General features: G+C 36.8%; 24 protein-coding genes. 16 read left to right on the top strand and 8 right to left on the bottom strand.

The genetic code is table 11. The features are described from left to right. Positions 1–253 precede the first annotated feature (253 nt). From GYV61_RS03605 to GYV61_RS03630, 6 genes are all read left to right on the top strand, one after another. Positions 254–1,459, top strand: a complete 1,206-nt coding sequence (locus tag GYV61_RS03605; RefSeq protein ID WP_420870798.1) for an ABC transporter substrate-binding protein — start codon at positions 254–256, stop codon at positions 1,457–1,459. 25 nt (positions 1,460–1,484) lie between these two features. Beyond that, positions 1,485–2,363 carry a branched-chain amino acid ABC transporter permease gene (locus GYV61_RS03610; RefSeq protein ID WP_174794826.1) on the top strand — a complete coding sequence of 293 codons (879 nt, stop codon included), beginning with the start codon at positions 1,485–1,487 and terminating at the stop codon, positions 2,361–2,363. 8 nt (positions 2,364–2,371) lie between these two features. Further along, positions 2,372–3,328, top strand: a complete 957-nt coding sequence (locus GYV61_RS03615) for a branched-chain amino acid ABC transporter permease (protein ID WP_174794827.1) — start codon at positions 2,372–2,374, stop codon at positions 3,326–3,328. Between the two features lie 2 nt (positions 3,329–3,330). Further along, complete coding sequence (locus tag GYV61_RS03620) at positions 3,331–4,113, top strand: ABC transporter ATP-binding protein (protein WP_174794828.1); 783 nt, start codon at positions 3,331–3,333, stop codon at positions 4,111–4,113. Positions 4,114–4,119: 6 nt separating this feature from the next. Next, positions 4,120–4,824: an ABC transporter ATP-binding protein gene (locus GYV61_RS03625; RefSeq protein ID WP_174794940.1), complete on the top strand. Its 705-nt coding sequence runs from the start codon at positions 4,120–4,122 to the stop codon at positions 4,822–4,824. Positions 4,825–5,175: 351 nt separating this feature from the next. Beyond that, positions 5,176–6,378, top strand: a complete 1,203-nt coding sequence (locus GYV61_RS03630; protein ID WP_420870799.1) for an ABC transporter substrate-binding protein — start codon at positions 5,176–5,178, stop codon at positions 6,376–6,378. Between the two features lie 91 nt (positions 6,379–6,469). On the opposite strand, the gene GYV61_RS03635 is transcribed toward GYV61_RS03630, so the two are convergent. From GYV61_RS03635 to GYV61_RS03660, 6 genes are all read right to left on the bottom strand, one after another. Further along, the gene (locus GYV61_RS03635; protein WP_174794829.1) at positions 6,470–7,192 is read right to left on the bottom strand and encodes a GntR family transcriptional regulator; all 723 of its coding nucleotides are present in this window, start codon (positions 7,190–7,192) and stop codon (positions 6,470–6,472) included. Positions 7,193–7,285: 93 nt separating this feature from the next. Next, entirely contained in the window at positions 7,286–8,713 is a 1,428-nt protein-coding gene (locus GYV61_RS03640) for a PTS sugar transporter subunit IIC (RefSeq protein ID WP_110445511.1), read from the bottom strand. Then, positions 8,713–10,095, bottom strand: coding sequence for a glycoside hydrolase family 1 protein (locus GYV61_RS03645; RefSeq protein WP_174794830.1), 1,383 nt, complete (start codon positions 10,093–10,095; stop codon positions 8,713–8,715). Before GYV61_RS03645 ends, GYV61_RS03640 begins: the two co-directional genes overlap by 1 nt. Before the next feature lie 153 nt (positions 10,096–10,248). Then, entirely contained in the window at positions 10,249–11,103 is an 855-nt protein-coding gene (locus tag GYV61_RS03650; RefSeq protein WP_174794831.1) for a class I SAM-dependent methyltransferase, read from the bottom strand. Positions 11,104–11,131: 28 nt separating this feature from the next. Beyond that, positions 11,132–11,776 carry a histidine phosphatase family protein gene (locus GYV61_RS03655; RefSeq protein WP_174794832.1) on the bottom strand — a complete coding sequence of 215 codons (645 nt, stop codon included), beginning with the start codon at positions 11,774–11,776 and terminating at the stop codon, positions 11,132–11,134. Positions 11,777–11,799: 23 nt separating this feature from the next. After that, complete coding sequence (locus GYV61_RS03660) at positions 11,800–12,438, bottom strand: M57 family metalloprotease (protein ID WP_174794833.1); 639 nt, start codon at positions 12,436–12,438, stop codon at positions 11,800–11,802. A 210-nt stretch (positions 12,439–12,648) separates the two neighbouring features. Between GYV61_RS03660 and helD the strand changes: the two genes are divergently transcribed. After that, positions 12,649–14,943: an RNA polymerase recycling motor HelD gene (gene helD, locus GYV61_RS03665; RefSeq protein ID WP_174794834.1), complete on the top strand. Its 2,295-nt coding sequence runs from the start codon at positions 12,649–12,651 to the stop codon at positions 14,941–14,943. Positions 14,944–14,951: 8 nt separating this feature from the next. Then, a complete protein-coding gene (locus GYV61_RS03670) occupies positions 14,952–15,401 on the top strand; it encodes a GNAT family N-acetyltransferase (RefSeq protein ID WP_174794835.1) in 450 nt (149 codons plus the stop codon). A gap of 15 nt (positions 15,402–15,416) precedes the next feature. Here the strand turns inward: GYV61_RS03670 and GYV61_RS03675 are convergent, their stop codons facing one another. After that, positions 15,417–15,989, bottom strand: coding sequence for an SGNH/GDSL hydrolase family protein (locus tag GYV61_RS03675; protein WP_174794836.1), 573 nt, complete (start codon positions 15,987–15,989; stop codon positions 15,417–15,419). Positions 15,990–16,084: 95 nt separating this feature from the next. On the opposite strand from GYV61_RS03675, the gene coaA reads away from it, so the two are divergent. The 3 genes from coaA (at position 16,085) to efp (ending at position 18,815) form a co-directional block, all read left to right on the top strand. Then, the gene (gene coaA / locus GYV61_RS03680; RefSeq protein WP_174794837.1) at positions 16,085–16,999 is read left to right on the top strand and encodes a type I pantothenate kinase; all 915 of its coding nucleotides are present in this window, start codon (positions 16,085–16,087) and stop codon (positions 16,997–16,999) included. Positions 17,000–17,071: 72 nt separating this feature from the next. Then, on the top strand, positions 17,072–18,061 hold the full coding sequence (locus GYV61_RS03685) for an ornithine cyclodeaminase family protein (RefSeq protein ID WP_174794838.1): 990 nt from the start codon (positions 17,072–17,074) through the stop codon (positions 18,059–18,061). Between the two features lie 181 nt (positions 18,062–18,242). Next, complete coding sequence (gene efp / locus GYV61_RS03690) at positions 18,243–18,815, top strand: elongation factor P (RefSeq protein WP_046324214.1); 573 nt, start codon at positions 18,243–18,245, stop codon at positions 18,813–18,815. Positions 18,816–18,903: 88 nt separating this feature from the next. Here efp and GYV61_RS03695 read toward each other — a convergent pair whose 3' ends face one another. Continuing rightward, positions 18,904–19,704 carry a MurR/RpiR family transcriptional regulator gene (locus GYV61_RS03695; RefSeq protein ID WP_174794839.1) on the bottom strand — a complete coding sequence of 267 codons (801 nt, stop codon included), beginning with the start codon at positions 19,702–19,704 and terminating at the stop codon, positions 18,904–18,906. A 166-nt stretch (positions 19,705–19,870) separates the two neighbouring features. Between GYV61_RS03695 and GYV61_RS03700 the strand changes: the two genes are divergently transcribed. The 5 genes from GYV61_RS03700 to GYV61_RS03720 are packed head-to-tail and all read left to right on the top strand — an operon-like array spanning position 19,871 to position 23,521. Next, complete coding sequence (locus GYV61_RS03700; RefSeq protein WP_174794840.1) at positions 19,871–20,962, top strand: tyrosine-protein phosphatase; 1,092 nt, start codon at positions 19,871–19,873, stop codon at positions 20,960–20,962. Then, entirely contained in the window at positions 20,952–21,401 is a 450-nt protein-coding gene (locus GYV61_RS03705; RefSeq protein ID WP_174794841.1) for a PTS sugar transporter subunit IIA, read from the top strand. The genes GYV61_RS03700 and GYV61_RS03705 overlap by 11 nt, the downstream gene beginning before the upstream one ends. Then, positions 21,382–21,858: a PTS sugar transporter subunit IIB gene (locus GYV61_RS03710; protein WP_174794842.1), complete on the top strand. Its 477-nt coding sequence runs from the start codon at positions 21,382–21,384 to the stop codon at positions 21,856–21,858. Before GYV61_RS03705 ends, GYV61_RS03710 begins: the two co-directional genes overlap by 20 nt. Then, the gene (locus GYV61_RS03715) at positions 21,855–22,676 is read left to right on the top strand and encodes a PTS mannose/fructose/sorbose/N-acetylgalactosamine transporter subunit IIC (protein ID WP_122037219.1); all 822 of its coding nucleotides are present in this window, start codon (positions 21,855–21,857) and stop codon (positions 22,674–22,676) included. Before GYV61_RS03710 ends, GYV61_RS03715 begins: the two co-directional genes overlap by 4 nt. Next, positions 22,673–23,521: a PTS system mannose/fructose/sorbose family transporter subunit IID gene (locus GYV61_RS03720; protein WP_110445528.1), complete on the top strand. Its 849-nt coding sequence runs from the start codon at positions 22,673–22,675 to the stop codon at positions 23,519–23,521. Before GYV61_RS03715 ends, GYV61_RS03720 begins: the two co-directional genes overlap by 4 nt. Positions 23,522–23,728: the final 207 nt, after the last annotated feature.

Genomic DNA, 23,728 nt, shown 5'->3' on the forward strand with positions numbered 1-23,728 from the left:
TTAAATTTTGGGAGGTGATTTTAATGAAAGCTAAATATTTAAATATGCGAAGTAATGCTAAAAATATTATTGCCCAAAATTTAATTGCCTTGTTGTTGTCGCGTAGGACTTAGCTTGAATAGATTACTTCTAGTAATTTTACATGTTGAGCCCTTGTTTGCGTCTAATGAATGGGGCTTGACCAATAATTGACTAAAGCCTCATTCATTAAGTGAATGAGGTTTTTGGTTACCAAGCTATTTATAAGGAGAAAATGATGAATAAATTTTCAAAGAAAATGTTGCGCGTCCTGACGTTGGGAATGGCTGGCTTAGCGTTAGCAGGCTGTTCAGTAGCAAAAAGCGGGGGAGGCAAGGGTACACACCAAGATAAAGATACAGTCAAGGTCGGGATTAATATTGAGTTGTCTGGTACTGCTGCCGGCTACGGCAGTGCCGAAAAACAAGGTATAGTTCTAGCCGCTTCTGAAATTAATAAGGCTGGTGGAATTAACGTCAATGGGCATAAGAAGAAGCTTAAGTTGCTTATCCGTGATAACAAGTCCTCAATTGCTACTTCGGCTTCAGTCGCTGCACAATTGGTAACCAAGGATAAAGTGGCTGCAGTTGTAGGGCCAGCTACTACTAACTGCGGTACGGCAGAAATTCCTAATGTTACCAAGGCTTCTGTTCCCTGCGTTAGTCCATCCGCAACTGATCCAAACTACACTAAACAGAAGGACGGCAAAGTGCAACCTTATGCCTTCAGAGCCTGCTTCCAAGATACATTCCAGGGAAAGAGCGCAGCTAAGTTCGTCGACAATAAGCTGAAAGCCAAACGGGTAGCTGTCTATGCTGATAACTCCAGTGATTATGGCACTGGTTTAGCTAAAGCCTTCAAGGAAACTTATAAAGGCAAAATTGTGGACAGTCAAACATATTCTGCCGGTGATAAAGACTTCAACGCTGTTTTAACTTCATTTAAATCTAAGAAGATCGATGCTATTTATGTACCCGGCTATTACACAGAGCTTGGTTTAATCATAAAGCAAGCACGTCAGATGGGTCTAAAAGCTCCAATCGTTGGTGGTGACGGAATGTGTGATCCGAAACTAGTTCAAATAGCAGGTGCTAAAAATGCAACTAATATTTATTACACCACGCCATTTTCAACCAATGTAGCTGCTAAAAACCCAGATTCAAAAGCTGCTAAGTTTATCAAAGCATATAGAGCTCGTTATCATTCCGAAGCGCCAACATTTTCAGCTTTGGCTTATGATGCAGTTTATTTAGTAAAAGCAGCTATTGAGCAACAAAAATCTGATGATTCCGTTAAAGTTGCTGCAGGTCTGGCTAAGATAAAAGACTTTGATGGTGTTACCGGTAGAATTACCATGGATAAGTTCCATAATCCTGAAATGCCGATCGCTATTGAAAAATTGACTAATGGTAAAGTAAGCGACTCGTTTCGTGTTGAGTAAATAAAAATAAAAGGAGTGCTTAAATTTGCAAACAGTTTTACAGCAAATCATTAATGCCTTGTCACTAGGATCAATTTATGCCTTGCTGGCTTTAGGCTATAGCATGGTTTATGGCATTATTAACTTAATTAACTTTGCTCATGGCGATATTTATATGTTAGGTGCATTCTTTGCTTACTATGTGATTAATGCTTGGCATTTTAACTTTATTACAGCACTGCTTTCTGCAATGATTATTGGTGCAGTTTCTGGTGTAGTGATTGAATATTTTGCTTATCGACCACTACGTAAATCACCTCGAATAGCAGTATTGATTACGGCTATTGGTGTTTCGTTCTTACTAGAAAATGGTATGTCATATTTTGTCGGTTCAAATGCTCGTAGTTTTCCGCAAGTAATTGAACAAGTTAATTACAATATTGGTGGGGTGCAAATTTCAAACGTTCAAATTTTGATTTTAGTTACCGCCTTGATTTTAATGGTTTCATTACAGCTGATTATTCAAAAAACTAAGATGGGTCGAGCGATGCGGGCAGTTTCTGTTGATCCCGCTGCAGCTGAATTAGTTGGTGTTAATGTTAATCATACAATATCATTTACCTTCGCTTTAGGTTCTGCTTTAGCTGGTGCTGCAGGTATTTTAATTGGAATGTATTATAACCAAATTGATCCTTTAATGGGAATGACGCCTGGTATTAAGGCGTTTGTGGCTGCCGTTTTAGGCGGAATTGGTTCAGTACCTGGAGCATCTCTTGGTGGCTTCTTAATCGGAATTTTAGAGACATTTTTCCAGTCAATTGGCTTGTCGGCATATAAAGATGCAGTCGTTTATCTGGTATTAATTGTTATTTTGCTTTTCTTACCTGCTGGCATTTTTGGCAAAAATACTAAAGAGAAGGTGTAGGTGGCAAAATGAAATCGAATTGGAAATACATTTTGTCGTGGCTGTTATTAATGGTAGGTGGATTTTACCTAATCAATGCGCTGATAATGGTTGGCGTCATAGATGATTTTATTGAAAACATGCTGGTCACGATTGGAATAAATATTATCTTAGCAACTGGCTTGAACCTGATTATAGGCTTCAGTGGTCAATTTTCTCTTGGTCATGCAGGTTTTATGGCAATAGGAGCATACGCTACTGCAATTATTACTCAACGTATGAGTAGTGAAGCTGGCTTCTTAGTTTCAATGTTCGTAGGGGTACTTTTAGCTATTATCATTGCAGCAATTATTGGGACGGCTACCTTCATTCGCTTAAAGGGTGATTATTTAGCAATTGCTACTTTAGGAGCAGCTGAGATTATTCGGAATGTCATTAATAATTTGAAAATTACTGGTGGAGCAGCCGGATTGTACAATATTCCGCAATTATGTTCATGGCCTACTGTTTATATTTTAGTTTGTGTAACTACAATTATCTTGACGAATTTTATTCGTTCGAAAAATGGTCGAGCAATTAAGGCTGTGCGGGAAGATGAAATAGCTGCTGAAGCAATGGGTATTAATACTACCAAATGGAAATTAGCTGCTTTTGTCTTAGGAGGCGCGACAGCTGCAATTGCCGGCAGTCTCCATGCTTCATTCTTACAAACAATCTCACCTTCAAACTTTGGCATTATGGAATCAATCTCTATACTGGTTATTGTTGTTTTGGGTGGTGTTGGCAGTATGACTGGCACATTTGTAGCAGCAATCGTTTTAGGAGTTTTAGACACCGTTTTACAAAGCTTTGGTGCATTAAGAATGGTGATCTATGCTATAGTTTTAATATTAATCATGATTTTCAAGCCATCGGGACTTTTAGGTAACTGGGAATTCTCCCTTAAAAATTTAACCCGCCACTTCGGTAAAAAGGAAAGGAGCTAGATATGCCACACTTATTAGATGTTGACCACGTAGTGCGAAAATTTGGTGGGTTGACTGCCGTTAATGATGTTTCACTCCATCTGGACAAGCACGAACTAGTTGCCTTGATTGGACCTAACGGTGCTGGTAAAACTACCTTGTTCAACTTGCTAACCGGCATGGTGCAAGTTACTAGCGGAAAGATTAATTTACAAGTTGATGATCAAAATTATGATTTAACCCATAAAAGTGCAGTTCAAATAGCAGATTTAGGATTGTCCCGGACATTTCAAAATATTCGCTTATTTAAAGACTTAACAGTAATGGATAATGTTTTAACTGCAATGACAAATGAATATAAGGAAAACTTTTTAACAACAGTTTTTCGCTTACCGAGTTTCTATAAAACCGAAAAGGAAATGAGAGCAGCCGCCCAAAAATTACTGGCAATTTTTGATTTGACAGAAAATGAGCAAACTCTAGCCAAAAACCTGCCCTATGGAACGCAAAGACGTCTAGAGATAGTTCGAGCATTAGCAACACATCCGCAGATTCTTTTCTTGGATGAACCAGCGGCGGGGATGAACCCTGAGGAAACGGCAGATTTGACTAACCTTATTAAGTATATTCAAAAAGAATTCCAAATCACGGTTTTGCTGATTGAACACGATATGTCTTTGGTCATGAACTTGGCGGAAAGGATCTACGTACTTGATCAAGGTGAAATACTGGCTACCGGATCACCTGAAGAAATCAAAGCAAATCCTAAAGTTATAGAAGCATATCTAGGAGAGGGTGATGACTAGATGGCAATGTTAGAAGTTCGTGACCTGTCTGTAAATTATGGTGTTATTCAGGCTGTCAAGAATGTCAGCTTTGAAATTAACCAGGGTGAAATTGTAACCCTGATTGGTGCAAATGGTGCTGGCAAATCAACTATTGTTAAAACCATTTCTGGTTTACTTAAACCTAAAAGCGGTCAAATTTTTTACCTTGGAGAAGAAATTGATCATAAAAGTGCACCGCAAATTGTGAATGCGGGTATTTCACAAGTAGCTGAGGGTCGGCATATCTTTGCTGGCATGACTGTAATGGAAAACCTGCAGATGGGTGCATTTTTACAAAAAAATCATGACGAAGTTTCTAAAACGTATAAAGAGATTTTTGAGCGTTTCCCAATTTTGCAAAAAAGACGAAGTCAGGATGCTGCCACTTTATCTGGTGGTGAACAGCAAATGTTGGCAATGGGGCGTGCCTTAATGGCTAAGCCTAAATTGTTACTACTTGATGAGCCTTCAATGGGTTTATCACCCTTATATATTCAAGAAATTTTTAAAATTATTAAAGAACTAAACGAAAAAGGTACGACTATTTTGTTAATTGAACAAAATGCTAAACAAGCATTGTCAATTGCAGATCGGGGCCATGTGTTGGCTACCGGTGTAGTGCAATTAAGTGGTACCGGTCAAGAACTATTAGCTAACCCAGAGGTGCAGAAAGTATACTTTGGTGGCTAGTACATAATAAAACTGTTGTAATGACTGTGAGAATAATTCATTATTAAGTCACACGTTCAAACGCATAAAGTTTACTTAAAATTCTGAGGAGGTAATTTTGATGACAACGAAATATTTAAACAAACAAAACAATATTAATATCTTTCAAATTCAGAATTTAGTTGCCTTGTTGTTGGAGCGCAGGACTTAACGTGTATGAATTACATTATGTAATTTAAAAGCAGTTAAGCCCTAGTTTGCGTGTCAATGATTGGGGTTTAACTAATTAATAATTTGAGCCTCATTCATTGAATTGAATGAGGCTTTTTGGTTGGCATTTTAATTAATTTTAGAGAGAAAAGGAACTAAAAGATGGATAATATTAGTGGTATTAAAAAAGTAATGAGTGTTGTTGTTACTGGTGTGGCGGCTTTCATGCTGGCAGGCTGTACTGTAGCAAAAAGTAGTGGCAGTACTGGTACTAAACAGGATAATAAAACTGTCAAGATTGGCGTTAACATGGAATTGTCTGGAGCTGCAGCTGGCTATGGCAATGCTCAAAAGCAGGGAATTGAACTAGCCGTTAGTGAAATTAATAAAAAGGGCGGCATTGACGTTAACGGTCAAAAGAAGAAAATTAAGCTCATTGTGCGTGATAATAAAACAGCTATTGCTACGTCTGCTTCTGTTGCAGCCCAACTAACTAATAAAGATAAAGTTGCGGCAATCGTGGGACCGGCCACTACCAATGCGGGTACAGCCGAAATACCTAATATTACTAAAGCAAAAGTGCCAAGTGTCAGTCCTTCAGCGACGGATCCGAATTACACTTTACAAAAGAATGGCAAAGTACAGCCATTTGTTTTTAGAGCATGCTACCAAAATAACTTTCAAGGTAGCAGTGCTGCCAAGTTTGTAATGAATAACGTTAAGGCAAAAAGAGTAGCCGTTTACAGTGATAACTCAAGTGATTACGGCAATGGTCTGGCTAAAGCATTTAAGAAAGCATATAAAGGTAAAATTGTTGATAGTCAAACTTTTTCAGAAGGTGACAAGGACTTTAACGCTGTTTTAACTTCGTTTAAAGCAAAGAAGGTTGATGCTATTTATGTTCCTGGTTATTACACTGAAGTGGGTTTAATCATTAAACAAGCACGTCAAATCGGAATTAAAGTGCCAATTATTGGCAGCGATGGCATGGCTGATCCGAAACTGGCTCAGATAGCTGGAGCTAAAAACGCAAGCGGAATCTACTACACAACACCATTTTCAACTCAAGTAGCTGCTAAAGATCCGACAGCTTCTAAATTTATGCAGAATTTTAAGAAGCGTTACCATGAAGAAGCACCAACCTTTTCAGCTTTAGCTTATGATGCTGTATATATGATCAAGGAAGCAATTGAAAATGAAAAATCTGATGATTCAGCCAAAATTGCTAAAGGGTTAAGCAATATTCAAAACTTCATTGGCGTAACTGGCAAAATTAATGTTGATAAAAATCATAATCCTGAAAAGCCACTAGCAGTAGAGGAATTAATCAACGGTAAAGTAGGGAAAACTTTTAAAACTGAATAATTTTGTTAAAAAAATAATAAAAGGCCCACATTTATGATGTGAGCCTTTTTGTTTTCAAAATATTAGCCTCATGAATTTGAGTACTTCATTCTTAAAACCTGATATTTTCTATAATCGTATAATCTCGTTGATCGTACCGATTTCTGCTAATTGAATATTCAATGGGCTTACCATTGGTTAGCCAAACTATTTGTTCTAGTTCAAGCATAGGGTCATCTTTTTTGGCGGCCAGATATTTCTGATCATATTCATCAGATTTGGTAGCCTTGATTTTGCGATACGCATGACCAAATTTTAGCTTTAAGTTTTGGTGAATGTAATTATATATGGATGAATGCAAAATATCAGTATTTAAGTTGGGAACTAAATTAACTGGCATATAAGTATGCTCAATGACAAGAGGATTATCATCTACAAGTCTTAGGCGAATGATATTATAAACCGGGTCAGAGCTAGTTAAATTAAGGTTTTTTTGAATTTGTTTATTAGGGAAACCAACAGAGAACTTAATAATTTTACTTTTAATATCATCTGTTTTCATCAATTCCATTAAGCCGGTAAACACATTGGCCGGGGAATCAATTTTACTGCGAATAGGGATAGCACTCGATACAAAAGTGCCTAAACCAGACTGCTTATAAATTATCCCTTTTCTCTCCAAGCCGTCTAAAGCTTTTTTGACGGTTAATCGACTAACTCCTAGTTCATTAGCTAATGTTTGTTGATTAGGTAACAAGTCCCCAGGCTGATAGGTGCCAGCTTTAATTCTACTAACAATAGTTTGAACAACAGCTAAATATTTTGCCTTTGCCATTTTTTAGTCACCACTATTCTGCTAAATTTTTTGATTTTTATTATAAAAAAGATGTCACATATAAGTTTAGCATTATTTGTGACATCTTTTTACTTATTTATTTGATACTTGTTCTTGTTCTTGCATTAATAACATTTTATCGTACTTCTTTGCAAACGGCCAATAGACGGCTGTCGAAATTAGTAATGTGCAGGCCTGCCAAATAGCCATCTTCCAACCGCCTATTAAGAATCCGGAAATAACTGCCGGTGTTGTCCACGGTGCCGCTACTCCATTAAGAGGAGGTACAATTCCCAGTTTGATTACGAAATATGTTGAAGCTGCCACTATTACTGGCGTTAAGAAAAATGGCACAGCCAGCATAGGATTCATCACGATAGGTATACCAAACAAAAATGGTTCATTAATATTAAAAATACCAGGAACTAGTTCCAGTTTACCAATTGATTTTAGTTGTTCAGATCTTGCTGCTACTAAACAAAATACGATCAAGCCAATTGTTATTCCTGAACCGGTCAGGTTAATGAAGTTGTTATAAAACTCATTAGTAACAATGTGGGCACCATTGGCAAATGTCAATTTTCCTGCCGCAAATAGTCGAGCATTGTCAGCAGTATTGGCTTGTAGCATTGGTGCAACTAAAGAACCCATGATTAAGCCACCATGAACTCCAAAGAACCAGAAGAACGGAACTAAAAATCCGATTGCCAGCGCTCCACCAAATGAGTCTGATATTCCTTGCAGTGGGATTTGTAATGTGTTGTAAATCCAGTTCAAAAAGTCGGTGTGTGCAAATGAACTAAAGCCTGCAAAAATTAACATTGCTCCAATGAGAATAATCCCAGCTGGAATCATTGCAGTAAACTGATTGGATACTGCGGGTGGGACAGATTCGGGCATCTTGATAGTCCAGCCGGCTTTCATAATTTTGCTGTAAATCCAGCCAACAAGTAATCCGATAATGATAGCGGCAATCATCCCGTCGCCACCGAGCCATTTAGTATTAATAACGCCAGTAACCGGTGACTGCAAAAATGCTTGTAAAGCATGTGGTAATTTGTCAATGTTTTCAGTAACGGCCTTACCAGTCATGATTGTAGTATTACCATTAGTAATTCCGCCAGCCAAAGCAGCTTTGAGGGGATTATCTATACTTAAATTCTGTAACATGATAAATACAGCTGCAGAAGTTAAGGCCGGTGCTAAAGGTTCAAACTTTTCGTTTTTAACATAGACATAAGCTATACCAATAGCTGCCCATAAACCCATCAACTGGAAAGTAGTGTTATTTGCCTGGGCAAAGAAAGCACCCCAGCCTGACGCATTAATTGCATTAGCAACTGCAGGGATTGGAATATTGCCGAGAATTAAAAATATTGACCCAATAATGATAAACGGTAGTGAATAGACCATACCATTTTGTAAGGCAACTATTGCTTTAGTGTTAACGAATTTCATTATTGGAGGCAATATCTTTTTGTTAATAAAGGCACTGAAACCTGATTTTTCTTGATTAGCCATTATAATTCATCTCCATTATTTTTAAATGTTTTTTGAAACCAATAAAATGATTTTTTGGGTATTCTTTTTAAATCTTTTATATCATGATTTGATCTATTGACGTAAACCGTCCCGTAGCGCTTTTCCATATCGCCCTGAGAGCTGGGAATATCTATTAACCCCCAGCCTAAATACCCTAAAACTTGAGCACCATCTAAAAAAATTGCATCTTTCATAGCTTTGATGTGCTCTCGGTGATAGTCAATACGCTGATCATCCTGAATCGTGTGTTGCCCATCCCACTTTTCTCTCAGGCCAATGCCATTTTCTATAGGAAAAATCGGGATATGGTAGTGATTGTACATAGTAGCAATTGCATTTCTAAAACCAAGGGGGTCGATTGCCCAGCCCCATTCATTCGTCTTAACGTATTTTGCCGGTACACCACCTTGTAATAAGTAGCGGTTAGGTGCTTCGCCTTTTGGAAGATGATCACTTGACAACACCCATGAAGAATAATAAGAAAAAGCGAGGAAATCAGCTTGTGCCTTTTTCATATCAGCTATGTCTTCTTCAGTTATGTCCATATTAATGTCATTATTTTTAGCATATTGTAGGACTTCTGGGGAGTACCCCCGACCCGTATCAGCATCATAAATATTAAAATTTAAAAATTCTTGCACTTGTTTAGCTGCCCAAACATCTTCGGGCTTGCTGGTCTGCGGGTAAATTTGTTGGTAGGCTAACATACCGCCAATCTTGACATCAGTAAAGTTTTCATGAATGTAGTTGGCTAACTTTATATGACACATCATTGTGTGGTGAAAAATGGTATACATGTCAGATAAGCTTTTATCGCCATTTTGGTATCCAGAAATATTGAAGACTTGGTCTTGGAAATATAAGTTATGCTCATTGAATACAATCCAGTATTTAACGCGATCAGAGAAATGATCAATCATTTTTTTGCCAAATCTGATAAAAGCATTAACAACATGTTTTGAAATAAAACCATTGTATGCTTGAGCTAGTTTAAGCGGCATATCAAAATGATAGAGACAAACCATTGGCTCGATTCCGCGCTCCAGCATAGCGTCAATTAAATGATCATAAAATTCGATGCCCTTCTCATTATATGCACCATCTCCGTTTGGACAAACTCGTGACCATGAAATTTGAATACGATACATATTCATATTCATTTCTTTCATGATATCGAGGTCTTCTTTATATCTATGGTATTCATCGATTGCTACATGCCAGTCTGACGTGTTGGCAGAAGGCTGGCGAATATCATAGACTGATAAACCTTTTCCATCTTCGTTCCAAGCGCCCTCGGTTTGCATACTTGAAACGGAATTCCCCCAAAAAAAGCTTTTTGGCAACTTTCTTTGTTCTTTCATTCAGTCGCACTCCTTTTATGCAAGTGTTTACAAATTACACATAAAGTATATATTTTTTAAAAAGTAAAATCAATATTTTATTTATAAAAATATATACTTAAAAGTAAAATAAAAAATACTTCGAAAAAAATTCGAAGTATTAAATAGCAGTTATTAAAGCTTTTGTGCTACTACTGAAAAGGTTAATGGCACTTGCGGTAAATTTGTTGGTTGTATCCAGCCTTCTTGGGCTTTATCATAGATTAATGAAGGTAAAGACTGCCAATCACTAACCTGGTGTTCTCCGACATTTTTAATAGTCAAACCAGCATTAATTAATGTATTAATAATTTCTGCAAAATCATGCGCCCAATTATGATTAGTTTGATGTTTAATTTTTCCAGTAGAATTTGAGGTATATGAAGCATCTGATTCGTAGGTATTTTCAGTGCCACTAAAGTAATTTAACTTAATTTCCAGTCCAGCATTATCCAGTGCAAACAGTAGTGGATGATTATCGCGAATCATAAAAATACCACCGGGCGCTAATAATTGCGCAATTGATTGTGCCCAAGACTTTAGTTCCGGTAGCCAGGTAATCGTACCGGCACTTGTTACGATTATATCAAATTTACCTGTTTTTTCTGGTAAAGCTTTGGCGGCATAACGGGCGTCACCTTCTACATAGGTGATTGGAGTATTAGCCTCATTAGCTAGCTTGCGAGCATATTTTAAAGCTACAGGTGAAAAGTCAAGGCCATATACATCTTTAGCACCTAGACGTGCCCAGCTAAGAGTATCATCACCAATGTGGCATTGCAGATGAAGTAGTCGTTTGTTTTTAACCGTATTATGAGATAAGTATGGCTTGAGTACGGCGAAGTCACGCTTAACAGTTGTAGTAACGGCACTTTTATCTTTAACAAACTGAGTGAGATCGCCATAGCCACCATTTGCATGTACAACAGCACGGTCATTCCAGTTGTTTAAATTGTCAGTGATTTCCGAGTGCTCATTTTCTAATTGCATAAATTTTCTCCTATAATTAAAGAAAATATTACAGTTTCAGTTTGTCATATGAAACAATTTTCATTTCTTTATCCGTCATATTCATTATGGTAATTGAAGCGTTACGAGGCCGCTTTTTAATTTCAAAATCTCCGTAGCGATCAGCAATGCTGTGGATGGTAAAGCCATGAGTAACAAGTAAGATGTTTTCTGCGCCATCTAACTGGCTGATTAATTTAAAACCTTTATCTAGTCTTTGCCAATACTCATGGGCATTCTCAGCGTCATGAAACGGGTCAGCTTCTTTAATCCAATCTTTAACAGTGTTTAGAGATTCATTTTTAAGCATTTCTGCGTGGCTGGTGTAACCATGTGGGCCGCTAATCATTTGCCAAGCAGCATCCGAATCCATACCTTCAAAATAGCCGTAAAAATGCTCACGGAAAAATGGGCTGGCAATGTGTTGAATTTCATCATGATTAACGTTGTGCTTAATAATAATATCGCAAGTATCACTTGCTCTCTTAAGATCACTTGACAAGGCAATATCAAAAGGAATGTCTTTCAGAACTTTTCCCACTTGTTCTGCGCCTGCTATTCCTTTTTCTGTTAGTGGTGTGTCACACCAGCCCTGCATTTTGTTATAGCGATTAATATAGGTTTCACCGTGACGCACAATATATATTCTTTTCATTTTACTCCTCGCAAATTTTTAACTTATTTCCCGTATAATTTTTCAACCTTGGCAACATCAACGGGTTCAATTGAGTAGAGCGAACCAGTTGGATACATTACCGAAACGCCATTATTATGTTTAAGACCTATTGCATGTCCCAATTCATGTTCAACAGTATTAAGAATGCGTTGATACGTATAATTATATGGTGAGAAATTTTGTAAATAATAAATGTTTAGCCTGGTTAAAGCAGAGTACATAATCCCGGTTTTAACGTAATAATGAAAGGTAGTATAACCGGCATAGTTCGTGTTGGGACTGTAAATCTGCTCTATCACAATCTTAGCATTTTTCTTGCTTTTAGCTTGGGTAAAAGTAAAGGCTTTAGTATCATTCCATGCTTTAATCGCGTCATTAGTAGCGGAAATCAGTTCTTGATTATCATTAAGATCAATGTAGACCGAAGCTGTGGGCTTTTTCCAGCGCCAAGAAGTTGCAACAGCGACATGCTTCTTTTTACTTTTTTTACTTTTTTTCTTTTTAGCCTTTTTAGCATAAACAGTCTGCGAAGACCAGTTAGTTAAAGGGTTATCAGCAACGGGAGTTATTGCACTTCCAATTGTCAGAATTGCAACTAGTGCACACGCTAATTTAGAGAAAAAATGACGAAAATTTTTCATACTTTAATCACTCCATTATCTTACATTATATAAGAAAAATGGTGAAAGTATCATATTTTACTAACTTTAGCATATTAAATTATAGTCATAAACTGCCTAAATTATCTTAATTGCCCCTATTTTACTGGTTGAAAAAATAAGTGCAGGATTTTAATATAAACCGATTTCATGGTAAAATAGAATGCAAGTTTTGAAAAAATAGGTGAGTTTATGACAAAAGCGATGGATGATAAAGAATTTGAGCAAAAACATCTCGACCGGATTTTGAAAATGATTAGAGCTAAAAAGTCCGAGTTGTCTTCGTCAATTAAGTCCGCTGAAGGTGAGGCCCAAGATCTTAATTCACACTTTTTTGATGATGTAAAACTAGATTATGACGGTTATTCAACGTCAATGGAAACTGCATTGTCTATTCACCAACAGCAACAGCTGCTTGATGAACGTCAAAATGCCTGGCAGCATGCCGCAAAGCAACTGAGTACAGTGCAAAAGTTAGAACAAAGGCCATATTTTGCCAGAGTAGATTTTAAAGAGAACAAGGAGAAGCCAGAGACTATTTATATTGGTTTGGGCTCCTTTGCTGATAAAAATAACCATTTTCTGATTTATGATTGGCGGGCACCAATTTCTTCAATTTATTATGATGGGAAAATTGGGAAAGTTTCTTATATGTCACCTGAAGGTGAAATTACCGTTGATATGACTAAAAAGCGGCAGTTCATGATTAAGGATGGCAAGATCGTTAATATGTTTGATACCAATGAATCCATTGGCGATCAAATGTTGCTGGAAGTTTTGGGTGAAAAATCCGGCACCCAGATGAAATCAATTGTGACTACTATTCAGCGTGAGCAGAATAAGATCATTAGAAATACCAGTGCCGACTTGCTTTTTGTTCAAGGTGCAGCTGGTTCTGGTAAAACTTCTGCCATCTTGCAAAGAATAGCTTACCTGCTTTATCGCTATCGGGGCAACCTCACTAGTAGTGACGTTATTATGTTCAGTCCAAACCAATTGTTTAACGATTACATCAAGAATGTTTTACCTGAAATGGGTGAACAAAACATGGTGCAAATGACCTATTGGCAGTTTGTGGCGAGAAGACTGCCGGGAATGACAGTCGAAAACTTGTTTGACCAATTTGAAGATAGCGCAGCTGATTCTGCTATCAGTCAGTTTAAGGACTCTACCAGCTTCTTTAATCTGTTACATCATTATGCTAAGCACCTTAATAATCGGGGGGTAATTTTTAAAAATATTTACTTCCGCAATAAAAAGAAACCATTTTTTACGAAAGAAAAAATCAGTGAGCTCTACTATTCATTTAATTCCAACTATAATTTAAGCAACAGAATTGACGCTACACGTGAGGAATTAATTAAGTCACTTAATCGTAAAATTAATGGTGAAACTAAAAAGGCGTGGGTATCGGATGCAATTCAAAACCTCAGCCAGGAACAATTGAATGCTTTGTATGATCGACCGGACCAAGAATTTGAATCTGAAGAAAAAGAAGAAAAATTCCTCAGCCGTAAAATCGTGGTCAAAGCACTGGAAAAAGTTTTCCAGCAAATAAGACGCAATAATTTTATTAACATGCGTGCCCAATATCTGAGCTTTTTACGTGCAGTTCCTAAAATGACTGATTTAGCTAAATGGCAAATTAGCGAAAAAGACTGGGAAAAACATGTTGAAGATGTTAAGCAAAGCTTTATGAAACATTATATTCATATGAATGATGTTTCAGCGTATTTGTATCTTTATGATCTAATTACGGGTCGTCACGTGGATTATGAAATGCGCTATGCTTTTATTGATGAAATTCAAGATTATACTCCGTTTCAACTTTGTTATCTCAAGTATAATTTTCCCCGCGCCAAATTTACGATGCTGGGTGACTTAAATCAGGCTATTTTTACTAAAGACGAAAGCAGGAGCCTGCTTAAGCAGATTAGTGGTCTGTTTGATCCTGAAAAAACGGATGTGGTGCAATTAACCAAATCATATCGCTCAACTAAGCAACTGACAGAATTTACCAAACAAATTTTGCGGCAAGGCGAAAAAATTGAATCATTTAACCGTCAAGGACCTAAACCAGTTCTGTGGGGGCGGTCCAATAATACTGCTGCTATGCAGGTATTAGAACAAATTTTAAGTGAAAATGATCAAGCCAAATTGACAACAGCGATCATCACCAAAGATTTAGCCAGCGCGAAAATTGTAGCGCAGCAACTAAAAGAGGATAGGGTGAAGGCGACGCTAATTGCTACTGCCAATCAACGTTTGGTAGATGGTACTCTTGTCATCCCGTCATATTTGGCTAAGGGTCTGGAATTTGACGCAGTCATTATGTGGGCTGCTTCGAAAGAAAATTATCATCGCATTGATGAAACACAACTTGTCTACACAATTACTTCTCGTGCAATGTACAAGCTTGATATTATTTATGCAAACGAAAAGAGCCCACTTCTTGAAGTAGACCCAGAAACGTATATAGAAAAATAGGTGATTCTATGACTGAAAGTGAAAAATTTACGTTTAAAACAGTTGCGCAAATGACTGGGCGGGAAATGTTTTGCGTTGCTCGTTTGCGGATAGATACATTTGTAACGGAACAGGAAATTACTGTACCCGAGCTGGATGACGAAGATTTGGACGCTATTCAAGTCTATTTACTGAATGATCAAAAAACAAACGCTCTGGCTGTTTGCCGCATTTTTCAAGAAAAAGACAAGTGGCTGGTAGGCAGAGTGGCAGTTGCTACAGCGGCCCGCGGGCAAAAACTGGGTACCAAAATGATGACTCAGGTTCACGAATACTTGCGTAATCAGGGAGTTGACCGCCTTTATTGTCATGCACAATGGCAGGCTAAGCCCTTCTACGACTTTTTAGGCTACCATACTAAAGGTGAGCCTTTTACAGAAGCTGATATTAAGCATGTAATGATGTATAAGGATTTATAAAGATAATAACTTGCACTACAATTGTGCAAGTTTTTGTTTAATTGACGCTACTACCAGGTTAATTAAGATTTGATTTCCTGCAGCTGTAAGATGCTGTCCATCTTCTTGGTAATATGAAGATAAGTTTTCTAACTGACAAAAATTAGCGATCAAGTTAATGAAAGGAATGTTATATTTGCGGGCACAATCTGCAGCGATTTGATTATAAATTGTCATATTTTGGTGATTGTAGTATTGCATAATATACTTATTATTAGGATCCTCATAAGCAGGACCTACAATAATCATTTTCGAAGCACCAATACTTTTAACCATGTCGTTAAGATTGGCGGCATACTCAGCACTACTGATTCCCCAACCAGTAGACATGTCGTTTGTACCATATTCAAGGACCACTATGGCAGAATCTGTTGGAATTAAGTTTAAACGCTGCTTGCCTTGAGCTGTTGTGGCACCACTTAAAGATAAGTTGCTAATTAGAGCTTGATCAGCAAACTCTTTTTGCACGCCAGTAGTTACTATTTTAGTATCATGACCAGCACGATAACCATTAAACAGGGAGTCACCAAATAAGATTATTTTTTTCATAGTTTTGCCTTTCTGTATGATTAAGGAAATTAATTAAAGAACTTTATGTTTTTATTTTACTATATTATAAAAATTAAAATTCAAGGATATCTAGGATGAAAAATTATTTACAGTTTAATAGAGAAGAATGGCAGTCATTGTCTGCCACTGAACCGGTTAAAATAACTCAAGATGAATTGGCTAAGATTAAATCTTTAGGAGATATTATCAATTTAACTGATGTGCAAGAGGTATATGACAGTTTAATCAAGTATCTTTATTTAGTCTATCAAGAAAAGCGGACTTTGCAGCAAAAGCAAGGGCTTTTTTTACACCAAAAAGTTGCAAGCGCCCCCTTTATTATTGGTATTTCAGGTTCTGTAGCAGTGGGGAAATCAACTACTGCACGGCTTTTGCAAATATTACTTAGTCGTTCATATCCAGGTTTAAAAGTGCACTTAATGACTACAGATGGTTTTATTTATTCCAATCAAGAATTAACCAGGCGCAATTTAACCGACCGCAAAGGTTTTCCCGAAAGTTATAATATGAACTTGCTTATTAATTTTTTACAAGATGTCTTAAGTGGCAAGAAGGACATTGTTTACCCACTATATTCTCAGGAGTTAAGTGATATTGTTCCCGGAAAATATGGACACGTATGTGAGCCTGATATTTTAATTATTGAGGGAATTAACACGTTGCAACTGCCTACCAATGGTCAAATTGTAACCAGCGACTTTTTCGATTTTTCGATTTATATTGATGCACCAGAAGACCTGATTGAAAAATGGTTCATGCAGCGTTTTGTCAGACTGATGGAGCTCAATAAAAATAATCCACATAACTTTTATTATGAAATGGCTAATGGGCCACGGGATGAAGCTCTTAGGTTTGCACAAGAAACTTGGCAAATGGTAAATTTGGTTAATTTGCGGGAATATATTGCCCCTACCAAACAGCGTGCCAGTTTGATTTTGCATAAAACTGCTGGCCATGTTATTGACAAAATTTATCTCAAACAAATCTAGCGTGTAGCGGGGATAACTTTAATTTATAAGAGGCTTTAAAATAATGATATTGGGAGATAGCAGGAGAAACAAATGTTACTGTTAAACAGAAGTGATATTGAAAAATGTTATTCATTAAAAGATTGTATTGCTGCGGTCAGTGATGCTTTTCGTTACTTTTCTGCCGGCAAAGTAGATGTACCATTAAGAACGCAAATTCTTAAGCAAAATGGTAAGGATACTTTCTTATGTATGCCCGCTTTTTGTGAAGATTACGAAGCTGCTTGCGTGAAGGTATTGAATATGTTTCCTGAAAATATTAGTCATGGATTACCATCTATTAATGCCCAAGTCTTAAATATTGATGCCCAAACCGGTGTAGTTAATGCTATATTAGACGGTAATTATGTAACCCAATTACGCACCGGCTCTGCTTCAGGAGTTGCACTCAAGTACTTGGCGAAAAAGAATTGCAGGAAGGGTGCCTTAATTGGAACAGGCGGACAGGCTGCAACTCAGCTTGAAGCCATGTTGATTGTGCGAGACTTGGATGAGGTGGCCGTGAGTGACCTTGATTTTGAACGTGCTCAAAAGTTTGCTGTGAAAATGCAAGAGGACTTGGCCCAATACCACACCAAAATCACGGCGGTTGAGACTGGGAATGAAGCAGTACAGGATGCAGATGTGGTCATATCTGTCACGCCGTCAACTAAACCAGTTTATGATGCTCACTTTATTAAGCAAGGTGCTACTATTTGCGGTGTAGGTGCCTATCAACCACAGATGGAAGAAACACCAGCAGAACTGGTTGCTAAAGCGGATAAAATTTACTTTGATTCTAAAGACGCTGTTTTGGCAGAGTCAGGTGACATAATTATTCCGTTAAATAAAGGCTTAGTTTCTGACTCTGACTTTACTGGCGAGATTGGCCAAGTCGTTAGCGGTGAAGTAACTGGACGCGAAAATGACAATGAGATAATTTTCTTTGAAACGGTTGGTATTGCGGCTCAAGACTTGATGGCCGCAAAATCCATTTATGATAACGCTGTAAAGCATAACGTTGGAACTCAAGTTAACATGTAAGTCTCAACTTTTTAGTTTATTTAAAATGATTGATTTTATGGTGTTGATAAAGTCCAAATTTTGCTATACTAATCATTATGAATGAGATTTATTTATTATTAATAAAAAAGTTTGCTTTACCTCCGGCGTGGTTTTCTGAAATCAATAATTAATTTAATAAATGGATTTAAAGGAGTAAAAAATGGTACAAGCAATAAACTTAAAAAAAGGTATGGTTTTTAGTCAGGACGGCAAACTAATTCGGGTTTTGAAAGCTAACCACCATAAGCCCGGAAAGGGCAACACGGTTATGCAAATGGATTTGCGTAACGTTGAAAGTGGTGCTGTGGTTCATAAGACTATGCGTCCAACTGAGAAAGTAGATTTAGTTGATATCACTAAGAAAAACGCACAATATCTTTATAATGAGGGTGATATTTATACTTTCATGGATACTGAAACTTACGAACAATATGAAGTTTCAAGTGAACAATTAGGTGATGACAAACTTTATCTGATGCCTAATATTGAAGTTCAGTTGGAATTTGCTAATGACAGTAAATTGCTGGGTGTGGAATTACCGTCAACTGTAACGATGAAAGTAACTCATACTGAACCTGGCATTAAAGGTGCTACTGTTACTGGTTCTGGTAAACCTGCCACAATGGAAACCGGATTAGTAGTTCAAGTTCCCGACTTTATTAAAGAAGGAGAGGAGCTGGTTATCAATACAGCTGAAGGTTCCTATAAGTCGAGAGCTGAAGGAAGTAAATAATTACATATTTACTATTAGAATAATAAAAAGACGTAAATAAAATGTACTAAGCCCCAAAAGTTGTCTAACTTTTGGGGCCTTTTTATTACTAAATATCACCTACAGCTTTTCTGGTAGTAAGCATTGACTTTTGTAAATCAGTTTCTTCTTGCAAGCATGAAGTCAAAATATCAATTAGGTACATATTCGAAAACTGGGAATTAATAAATTTCTCGTTATTAGCAAAGCGCGGATTATATACGTGAAAAATCAGGTCGCTAAGTTGAGCAACAGGATTTTCGAGATAACTGGTAATCGAAACGATTTTTGCCCGATGTTTCTGCGCTAAAGTCAGTGTTTTAACAATGCAGTCAGTTGTACCGCTATTTGATACAGCTAAAAAAAGATCATTACTGTTGGCAATACTAGCACGCATTTCCATCCAATTTGGATCGCTGAAGCTTTGAGCATCGAAACCCATTCGCATAAGTCTCAGACCAAATGTAGCAGCAGAAACACCGGAACTACTGGAACCAATTACAATAATATGTTCTTGCTTTTTTAACAACGCAATAAACTGCTTGATTAGACTTTGATCTATCATTTGCTGAGTATTTTTAATAACTGTTTGATAAAAAGTAAAAACTTCACTTAAAATGTCATCTTTTTGTTTAGGAACAGTATTAATTAAATGATGACCAATGCTAACCTTCATGTCGGAATAACTTTGACAGCCGATTTTCTTGACGAACCTGGTAATGGTTGAAATAGAGGTTGAAGTGTGACGTGCCAGTTCAGTAATTTTCATATTATTTATTTGAGGACTGTTTTGCAAAATATAATTGGCAATAACTTTTTCATTTTTAGAAAAATTCAAATAATTTTTTTGGATTGCTATAAGTGGATTCAAAATAATTTCCTCCCAAGAAAGCCTTAAAGTTTATTGTAAGCGGATAGATTTTCTTTTTTTCATTGTACTATATTTTATCAAAAATGAAAATAATTTTTTTTAAAAATAAATTGCGAAAAATATTTTCTTGTAGTATTATCATTAATGAAAGGGGTATCAAAAGCTAATGAAAAAGCAACCATACATTTTACCGAACATTTCTATGAAACGTGATGGCGAGCAACTGATAATTAAATTGCAGAATGAGAACAATGGCCCTTATCAGCTTTTAATAGGTGATGTACCAGAACTTGAAAAAATACAAAAGGTTATAGCGGAAAGCTCTAGCGGTGATTTTACAGTTAAAATTCCACGCAAGAATTTGCCAAAATACTATATTATCAAAAACAGCGCTTCTCATTTTGTGACGAATATCTTTGCTGAACGAGTTATTCCACTTGAAAATGCAATCAATATCCGAGATATGGGAGGCTACTCAGCTAAAGACGGGCGCTTTTTAAAATGGGGTGTTTTGTTTCGCGGAGATCAGTTATCAAAGCTTAATGACAGCGATCAGCAAATATTAACAAATTATAACTTGCAAACAATTGTTGATTATCGTTCACCACATGAAAGACAGTATCATCCCAATAAATATTTACCTACAGTTTTACAAATTCTCAATTGTGACCCACAGTCAAGCTTTTCTGAGGCTGCCGCAAATGTAGTTGATTTAAAAGGTGAAAATGAAAAATTGGTACAGTCTTTGGAAAATGGTGAAGTCCCAGAAAGGTATATCAACGATCGTGGCGACAATGTCATTGAAAGTTATGAGGACCTAGTAACCTCTCCGATTGCGCAAAAGTCTTATGGCAGAATGCTAAAAGCTGTGGTGCGCAGAGAAGCTTTGCCATTACTTCACCATTGCCGTGGTGGCAAAGATAGAACCGGTTTTGGCTCAATGTTGATATTGCTGCTGTTGAACATCAAAGAAGAAGATATAGTGCGCGATTACATGCTGACTAAGATTATTCGCAAAGAAAGAAACCAGTTAAAGTATGACTTGTATCATAAACTGGTTCAGAAAAAATCATATCTTGATTATTTAATGGCTATGATTGATACGCGCGAAAGTTACATTAAAGCTGCAATCAATAAAATATACGAGCTTTTTGGTACTCCTGAAAATTACTTTCAGCAACATTTTAAATTAACTATGGCAGAAATTAACAAAGCCAGAGATTTTTATTTGGAAAAGGGGAACGAAAATGGCAGATAAAAATACTCCAGTTGCAGTGATTTTAGCTAGTCATGGCTATTTGGCCAAAGAAGCACTGCGTAGTGCAGAAATGATTGTAGGTAAGCAAGATAATTGTGCTTATTTGGCTGTGACAGAAAACCTGAACTTGAATCAAGCAAAAGAAAAAATGAATCAAATGTATGATGAACTTGACACCAGTAATGGTACCATCATTATTTGCGACATTTTAGGGGGAACGCCATCAAACGTCAGTGGTACCTTTTGCTTGGAAAAGGACAATGTTTTGGTATTAAGCGGATTAAATTTGCCAATGCTGCTAGATTTATTTACCAATCGTAATCGCAGTTTGGCTGAACTAGCAGATTCACTAGAAAAGTCCTACAACATGGGATTTCAGAATATTTCAGAAAGATTTAAAGAAGAGGAGCAAGACGAAGATGGCAGTGGAATTTTGTAGAATTGATGATCGTTTGATTCATGGACAAGTGGTAACAACTTGGCTTAATGTTAAGCAAATTGAGCAGGTAATCATTGTTGATGATAAAGTTGCTAAGGATAAGATTCAATCGAATGTTTTAAAAATGAGCGTTCCACGCAATGTTAAATTACATATTTTTTCGACTGAGAAATTTTTAAAAATTGTCCCTCATAATCCGGTTACAAGGAGAACGATGCTTTTGTTTGCCTCTCCATTTACGGTGGAAAAGATTGTTGACAGTGGTTATCAAATACCAAAATTAAATATTGGTGGCATTCGCGGCAATGATGAACGTAAACAATATACCAAAGCTGTTTTCTTAACTGATGAGGAAAAGAAAGCACTGGAGAAATTGCTGGATTTAGGAATAGATATAGAGATTCAAATGGTTCCAACAGATGGAGCCGTTAAATTAAGTGAGGTTTTACAAAAATGAAAGTCTTTATCTTAACGGCTTTGGCCTTTCTCTTAGGAATTGATAATGTCAGTACAAAGATGTTCAGGCGGCCTTTGTTAATTGCACCAATTGTGGGTATTATTTTAGGCAATTTGCAAGCTGGACTTATTATTGGCGCAACACTTGAAGTTATGTGGATGGGTATTGGTGATGTTGGTGCCTATATGGCTCCAGACATCATTACCGGTACGATGATTAGTACTTCTCTTGCAATAATGGGTAACACCAGTGGCAATATTTCAACAATGGTGGCAACTGCCATTACACTGGCTGTTCCAACTTCAATTTTGGCGCAACAACTACTTGTTTTAATCGAAACAATTAACTGTTCTCTTAACGGCTGGGCCAAACGGCTAGCTGATAATGCTGATGTTAAAGGTACATTTTGGTTGACTTGGCCACCTGCATTTTTATATGGTTTTGCTTGTGCATTCCCTACCTTTTTGGCTCTGCAGTTTGGTGCAGGAGCAATTCAACAAGCAATAAATGACCTGCCAAAATTTATTATTAATGGCTTAAGCACGGCAGGTTCCATCATTCCTTCTGTAGGTATTGCATTATTGATGATGACAATGCTTAAAAAAGGTGAATTATGGATGTTTATTATTTTAGGCTTCGTCTTATCTTCCTATTTAAAATTAGATATCTTACCAATTACGTTGATCGCTTTGGTGTTTGCTTTCTTATACGAAAGAGCAACTCGTGAGCCTAGTGCTAAAGCTCAAGTTTCACCAAGCACGCAATTAAATAATTCAAGCAGCGATGAAGAAGACGATGAGGAGGACTATGACCTATGAGTGAAGAAAAGTTAACTGCGCCTGAACACAAATTGAACAATAGAGATATTTGGCGCATGTTTATGCGCCTCAATACTATGCGCATTACCTTAAATTATGAAACGCTGCAAGGTGTAGGATTTATGCGGGCAATCGCACCGGCTCTGGCAAAAATCTATCCTGATAAAAAAGACTTATCAGAAGCTATGAAGCGGCATTTGGTTTTCTATAATTCTCACGTTAATTTTGATGCTGTAATTTTAGGATTATCAGCCGCAATGGAGGAAACAACATCTCCAGATGAAAAAGATGGGATCAATCCATTAAAAACTGGGTTAATGGGACCTTTAGCCGGTTTAGGCGACAGTCTGATTAAATTTACCTGGCTGCCAATCGTTGGTAGTATTGGTGCCTCAATTGCCTTTGGTGGCAGCATCTTTGGCCCAATTTTGATGTTTATTCTCTATAACATAATTAATATGGGAGCAAGATACTATGCTGTTTCATTTGGTTATAAAAAGGGAATTGCTTTTTTAAATAATAACGAACAAAGCGATGTCATCCAGCGTATTTCCACAATGGCTAATGTAGTTGGATTAATGGTTGTTGGTGCTCTGATTTCAACAGTTATTAAAGTCAAAACACCATTAAAAATTGTTGTTCACTCTAATGTCTCTAACAAAGTTGGTGGCAATGTCATTAGCTTGCAATCGATGTTTGATAAAATTATGCCGGGTCTGTTAAGCCTACTGGTAACTGTTTTGGTTTACTACATCTTAAAGAAGACTAATGGTAAACATGCAGCAATGTTAATCATTGCAATGATGGTGGTAGTAGTTGGCTTAACCTATTTCAAGATTTTATAATATTAATAGTGAAGAATTAGGTATTTTTTGAAAATTAAAACTAAATTCAAATGTAAATTTTAGTATCAAGTTGCTTATAAAACTTGATACTTTTTTATTTAACATAGTTATTTGGAATAAATGTTAAACGAAAACATGACTATGATTTTAATAGTTACAAAAAGGTATAATTATTGATTTTTGAATCTCTTGACATGCATGAAGTAT

This window comes from Lactobacillus melliventris (genome assembly GCF_013346935.1).
Classification (GTDB): Bacteria; Bacillota; Bacilli; order Lactobacillales; family Lactobacillaceae; genus Lactobacillus.

Excerpts from the sequence above, each read along its gene's own strand:
- GYV61_RS03605 (WP_420870798.1), top strand. The coding sequence starts at position 254 with ATGATGAATAAATTTTCAAAGAAAATGTTGCGCGTCCTGACGTTGGGA.
- GYV61_RS03615 (WP_174794827.1), top strand. The coding sequence starts at position 2,372 with ATGAAATCGAATTGGAAATACATTTTGTCGTGGCTGTTATTAATGGTA.
- GYV61_RS03620 (WP_174794828.1), top strand. The coding sequence starts at position 3,331 with ATGCCACACTTATTAGATGTTGACCACGTAGTGCGAAAATTTGGTGGG.
- GYV61_RS03625 (WP_174794940.1), top strand. The coding sequence starts at position 4,120 with ATGTTAGAAGTTCGTGACCTGTCTGTAAATTATGGTGTTATTCAGGCT.
- GYV61_RS03630 (WP_420870799.1), top strand. The coding sequence starts at position 5,176 with ATGGATAATATTAGTGGTATTAAAAAAGTAATGAGTGTTGTTGTTACT.
- GYV61_RS03635 (WP_174794829.1), bottom strand. The coding sequence starts at position 7,192 with ATGGCAAAGGCAAAATATTTAGCTGTTGTTCAAACTATTGTTAGTAGA.
- GYV61_RS03640 (WP_110445511.1), bottom strand. The coding sequence starts at position 8,713 with ATGGCTAATCAAGAAAAATCAGGTTTCAGTGCCTTTATTAACAAAAAG.
- GYV61_RS03645 (WP_174794830.1), bottom strand. The coding sequence starts at position 10,095 with ATGAAAGAACAAAGAAAGTTGCCAAAAAGCTTTTTTTGGGGGAATTCC.
- GYV61_RS03650 (WP_174794831.1), bottom strand. The coding sequence starts at position 11,103 with ATGCAATTAGAAAATGAGCACTCGGAAATCACTGACAATTTAAACAAC.
- GYV61_RS03655 (WP_174794832.1), bottom strand. The coding sequence starts at position 11,776 with ATGAAAAGAATATATATTGTGCGTCACGGTGAAACCTATATTAATCGC.
- GYV61_RS03660 (WP_174794833.1), bottom strand. The coding sequence starts at position 12,438 with ATGAAAAATTTTCGTCATTTTTTCTCTAAATTAGCGTGTGCACTAGTT.
- helD (WP_174794834.1), top strand. The coding sequence starts at position 12,649 with ATGACAAAAGCGATGGATGATAAAGAATTTGAGCAAAAACATCTCGAC.
- GYV61_RS03670 (WP_174794835.1), top strand. The coding sequence starts at position 14,952 with ATGACTGAAAGTGAAAAATTTACGTTTAAAACAGTTGCGCAAATGACT.
- GYV61_RS03675 (WP_174794836.1), bottom strand. The coding sequence starts at position 15,989 with ATGAAAAAAATAATCTTATTTGGTGACTCCCTGTTTAATGGTTATCGT.
- coaA (WP_174794837.1), top strand. The coding sequence starts at position 16,085 with ATGAAAAATTATTTACAGTTTAATAGAGAAGAATGGCAGTCATTGTCT.
- GYV61_RS03685 (WP_174794838.1), top strand. The coding sequence starts at position 17,072 with ATGTTACTGTTAAACAGAAGTGATATTGAAAAATGTTATTCATTAAAA.
- efp (WP_046324214.1), top strand. The coding sequence starts at position 18,243 with ATGGTACAAGCAATAAACTTAAAAAAAGGTATGGTTTTTAGTCAGGAC.
- GYV61_RS03700 (WP_174794840.1), top strand. The coding sequence starts at position 19,871 with ATGAAAAAGCAACCATACATTTTACCGAACATTTCTATGAAACGTGAT.
- GYV61_RS03705 (WP_174794841.1), top strand. The coding sequence starts at position 20,952 with ATGGCAGATAAAAATACTCCAGTTGCAGTGATTTTAGCTAGTCATGGC.
- GYV61_RS03710 (WP_174794842.1), top strand. The coding sequence starts at position 21,382 with ATGGCAGTGGAATTTTGTAGAATTGATGATCGTTTGATTCATGGACAA.
- GYV61_RS03715 (WP_122037219.1), top strand. The coding sequence starts at position 21,855 with ATGAAAGTCTTTATCTTAACGGCTTTGGCCTTTCTCTTAGGAATTGAT.
- GYV61_RS03720 (WP_110445528.1), top strand. The coding sequence starts at position 22,673 with ATGAGTGAAGAAAAGTTAACTGCGCCTGAACACAAATTGAACAATAGA.